General features: G+C 62.1%; 4 protein-coding genes and 1 pseudogene. 3 read left to right on the plus strand and 2 right to left on the minus strand.

Annotation, left to right across the window (positions count from 1 at the left end; genetic code table 11):
- Positions 1–152, plus strand: a pseudogene (locus E2C06_RS35830) (IS630 family transposase); the annotation flags it as partial.
- A 344-nt stretch (positions 153–496) separates the two neighbouring features.
- On the opposite strand, the gene E2C06_RS35835 reads toward E2C06_RS35830, so the two are convergent.
- Together E2C06_RS35835 and E2C06_RS35840 are read right to left on the minus strand one after the other, a co-directional pair.
- Positions 497–1,120 (minus strand): hypothetical protein, encoded by a 624-nt coding sequence (locus E2C06_RS35835; protein ID WP_133293301.1) that lies wholly within the window; start codon positions 1,118–1,120, stop codon positions 497–499.
- A 13-nt stretch (positions 1,121–1,133) separates the two neighbouring features.
- A complete protein-coding gene (locus E2C06_RS35840; RefSeq protein ID WP_133293302.1) occupies positions 1,134–1,340 on the minus strand; it encodes a hypothetical protein in 207 nt (68 codons plus the stop codon).
- Between the two features lie 1,014 nt (positions 1,341–2,354).
- Between E2C06_RS35840 and E2C06_RS35845 the strand changes: the two genes are divergently transcribed.
- Both E2C06_RS35845 and E2C06_RS35850 read left to right on the plus strand, forming a co-directional pair.
- Positions 2,355–3,095 (plus strand): response regulator transcription factor, encoded by a 741-nt coding sequence (locus tag E2C06_RS35845; protein WP_133293303.1) that lies wholly within the window; start codon positions 2,355–2,357, stop codon positions 3,093–3,095.
- Positions 3,096–3,123: 28 nt separating this feature from the next.
- Complete coding sequence (locus tag E2C06_RS35850) at positions 3,124–3,525, plus strand: hypothetical protein (RefSeq protein WP_133293304.1); 402 nt, start codon at positions 3,124–3,126, stop codon at positions 3,523–3,525.
- The last annotated feature ends 77 nt before the right edge of the window (positions 3,526–3,602 follow it).

The raw sequence follows: 3,602 nt of genomic DNA on the forward strand, positions 1-3,602 counted from the left end.
TCGAGTCCGACATCCGCGCCTTCATCACCGCCCACAACGCCAACCCAAAGCCTTTCCGCTGGACCAAGTCCGCAGATGACATCCTCGCCGCCATCCAGCGCTTCTGCCTCCGAACACAGCAGATCGGAGGAATTACGGAATCAGGACACTAGCCTGCTGACCCGCCACCAGTGACGCGAGGGCGATGTCGCGCGCCTGCAGGCTGCAGGCCTGATGCTTAGCAGTATGAGGAGCCGTGCCCGGAAACGCGGGCGTTCCGCTGCCCCAACCACTCCATCATACACGCGCTGGCCAGACCCTGGTGTCTGGCCTTGAACTCTGCGGCGCGGGCGCAGTCATGCTCGAGCAGGGTGCCGCCTTCGGCAGGGTCCTCGTAGAGCCGCTCGGATCAGCCAGCGAAGACCTGCTCGCGCCCGGCGCGGTCGCTGCCTAACCAACACCGTACCTTGTCCTTTCCTACGAACAATCCTGTTAGCCTCGTCAGAACGCTTAATCGCTATGGCGCGCACCGCTGACACCAAACGGCGCCGAACAGTGCCGTGCAGCCGTATTTTGTTCCGTCGCTGCAAGTCTCTATTGCGTTCTGGAAGCACACAGGGACTGCGCCGTTCTGGCAGTTGTTGTTCTCCCAGGTCGTAGGACAGCCAGGATCCGCTAGAATGCCTGAATCCGGCGTGCAACCGTTGATGCTGCCTCCCGGGGGAAGAGACTTGGTACAAGCAAGGGTTACCCTGAGTTCGTCGGCATTGCAGAAGTTGGTTGTTGAGATGTCGAGCTTGCTCGGGTTGCCCTCTTCCGGTCCGGCCCACTCGGTAGGCGAGATGAAGCAACTCTTTTGGCCGGTCGCGCTCGACCAGTCGTAGGTCTGGTTGGCTGGAGCATTGATGGGGTCGTACCACCACAGGCCCCAAAAATAAGGATGGTCGCCAGTGCAATAGAATGCCCAGCCTTTCGTTTCCCAAGCACCGAACGGCACGGGTGCCTGGACCTGCGGCTCGCATTCGGGGATTCCGTCGCACACGGCTGCTTTGGCCGAGTTCGACCACTGATGAGCAAACAACGCGGCCAACAGCAGCAGGCACACTGCCCTGGAGCGCATCGAGGTTTTGGTCAGTATCATTGATTCCTGCCTGTCAGCGCTGCAGGCTAAAGGGAACGCCGCTGCGCATGTGACCGAACGAGGTGGTTCGGGATTGCTCGGCCGAGCATCCAAGAAAGATTGTCACGAAGCCGATCGCATCGCCTTTATTTTCGGCCACGACCTTCAGCAATCTTTCCGGGGTAGGGATGCGGGTGAACGTGCTTCCGGAGGTGGAAGGCAAGTCGTCAAGGACGACCATTGTGGCGATGTGTTCGTGCTGCTCCGTGTCCCATCCGACGACGTGAGGGTGGTTTCCAGGACACCGCACACGAAAGACGTCCCGTTGTCCCGGGGCGACACGCCGCTGTTTAGACTCGATAGTTATGCAACTCGGCTGACCGCCGCACTCGCTTCCCAGGTGCTCTAGAACGCGGCTGGTGTCATACAAGCTGGCGGTCTGAGCTGTCGCCGCACCGGGTACGAAACCGATCAATCCCAGCCCGCCCAGTAGGACGAGGAAACCACTCCGACGCTGCAGGCCCGCTAGCCCATTGGGCACCGCAACACTTCCATTGCATGTACTCATAGACGCCTCCCGCTTTCTGTGACGCTCTCCGGTCAAGATCTCATCCGTGGGCTGATCGCGGTGCGACTAAGCCGCGAGCGGAGGCCAAAGCACGGCCAGGGGAACTGCTGGTGGCGAACATACTGGCGGCTCGCATTTTACCCGGACCGAGCTTCCGGCATGAACCTGCATCTTTTAGAATTCCTGGAACCTCCAACGACGCCGTTCCGTGCGGTATTCTGGTGGCGCCATCTACATACTCAGCAGCCACCATCGCCCGGTCTCACCTCTGATAAGGCCCGATTATCAGAGGTGAGGAGAGGCGCGCCACAATCGCGGTCAGCCCACCGAGATGGCGGGCTGTCAACACCGACCCGGCGGACTTGGGAGTTTGGGCCAGGACGGCCGCCGTGCCGGGCGGCCGTCCAGCTACATGATACCTTTGGGACGCTAGGCAGGTGCAAATCGGCTGCTCGGCCTGTGCCAACCGGCAGCAATGATGGGTTTGCCATTTATAAAAATTCAACTAGTGCGTGCGACTGGTTCAGGGCCGTACGCTGTTATTGCGTCGTGCTGTGCGGCTCGAGGTTCATCATTGCTACGAGCGATTTTGCTCTTGTATTCAAACGTCTTAGTTGAACATTGAATCAGATTTGAGACATCAATGCGCAGCGATGGCGTACTCACCCGGTCCAGGATCCATCCGCCATGACCCCGCGTCCCATCCTCATCATCGAAGACGACGCCACGCTCCGCGCCACCCTTGCCGAGCAGATCGCCCTGGACGGCAGCTTCACCGCCGATGCAGCGGAGAGCGCCTCTGAGGCGACTGCCAAGCTGGCCGAGGTGGATGTCCGCTACGACGCCATCCTGCTGGACGTCAGCCTGCCAGACGCCGATGGCCGCGACTTCTGCGCCCAGCTCCGGCGCGACGGCAACACCACCCCGATCATCATGCTGACCGGCGCGGATGCCGAAGCTGACGTGGTGCGCGGCCTCGATGCTGGCGCCAATGACTATGTCGCCAAGCCCTTCCGCCTGCCGGAGCTGCTGGCCCGGGTCCGCGCCCAGCTCCGCACCTTCGACAACTCGGAAGCCGCCATCTTCACCATCGGCCCCTACCAGTTCCGTCCGAGCGCCAAGCTGCTGCTCGACCCCGGCAAGAACCGCAAGGTGCGGCTGACTGACAAGGAGTGTCAGATCCTGAAGTACCTGCTCCGGAACAACGGCACACCGGTCGATCGCGCGACGCTACTGGCCGATGTGTGGGGCTTCAACAGCGGGATTACCACCCACACGCTCGAGACGCACATCTACCGCCTGCGGCAGAAGATGGAAGCCGATCCGTCGAGCCCGCAGCTGCTGCTGACCGACCGCGGCGCTTATCGGCTAAACGCGGCGGAAGCCCCGGCCACCGGTGCCCAGTCCGAGCCTCTTCGCAAGCATTGAACCATTCTCTCGAGATCGGACTTCGACCATGGCTGACATCCTGCTCTTCCCTGCTGGACGGGCCTCGGCTGCGACGCCTCGTACTGATGCGCCGCAACTCCAGGCCGCGGCACTCGCAGTAGTTTCCGACGCCAAGGCATGGCCGGGGGACGACACGGAAGACAACAGTGGGCTTGAGACGGTGGTCAGTCTGGCCGCCGCCCCATCAGAGTCGCTCGCCGTCACGGCGGCCAAGCTGGAGATCCTGGTCGCCCGCCTCGCACCGGATGATGGGACCGACACTGGCTTGTGCCGCGCTGAGACAAGCTTGCTGCGCGACGTGCAGACCTTTGCCATGGACGCTGTCTATGCGGCCCAGGGTGCCTACTTGTGGGCACTGGTATCGGCTACGGCCAAGCTAGCCCGTCCTATTCACCGGGTTGGAGCGTAGGGCGTCCTGGCAGGCTGACTTGAGCGTTCGGCACGCGGCTGCATCCGCTTGCGGCGGGGTGGTTGGGCCTGACGGGC

The organism is Dankookia rubra (assembly GCF_004355005.1).
In the GTDB taxonomy this organism is placed as follows: Bacteria; Pseudomonadota; Alphaproteobacteria; order Acetobacterales; family Acetobacteraceae; genus Paracraurococcus; species Paracraurococcus ruber_A.

Coding starts and splice junctions, on each gene's coding strand:
- E2C06_RS35835 (WP_133293301.1), bottom strand. CDS start 1,120: ATGATACTGACCAAAACCTCGATGCGCTCCAGGGCAGTGTGCCTGCTG.
- E2C06_RS35850 (WP_133293304.1), top strand. CDS start 3,124: ATGGCTGACATCCTGCTCTTCCCTGCTGGACGGGCCTCGGCTGCGACG.
- E2C06_RS35840 (WP_133293302.1), bottom strand. CDS start 1,340: ATGGTCGTCCTTGACGACTTGCCTTCCACCTCCGGAAGCACGTTCACC.
- E2C06_RS35845 (WP_133293303.1), top strand. CDS start 2,355: ATGACCCCGCGTCCCATCCTCATCATCGAAGACGACGCCACGCTCCGC.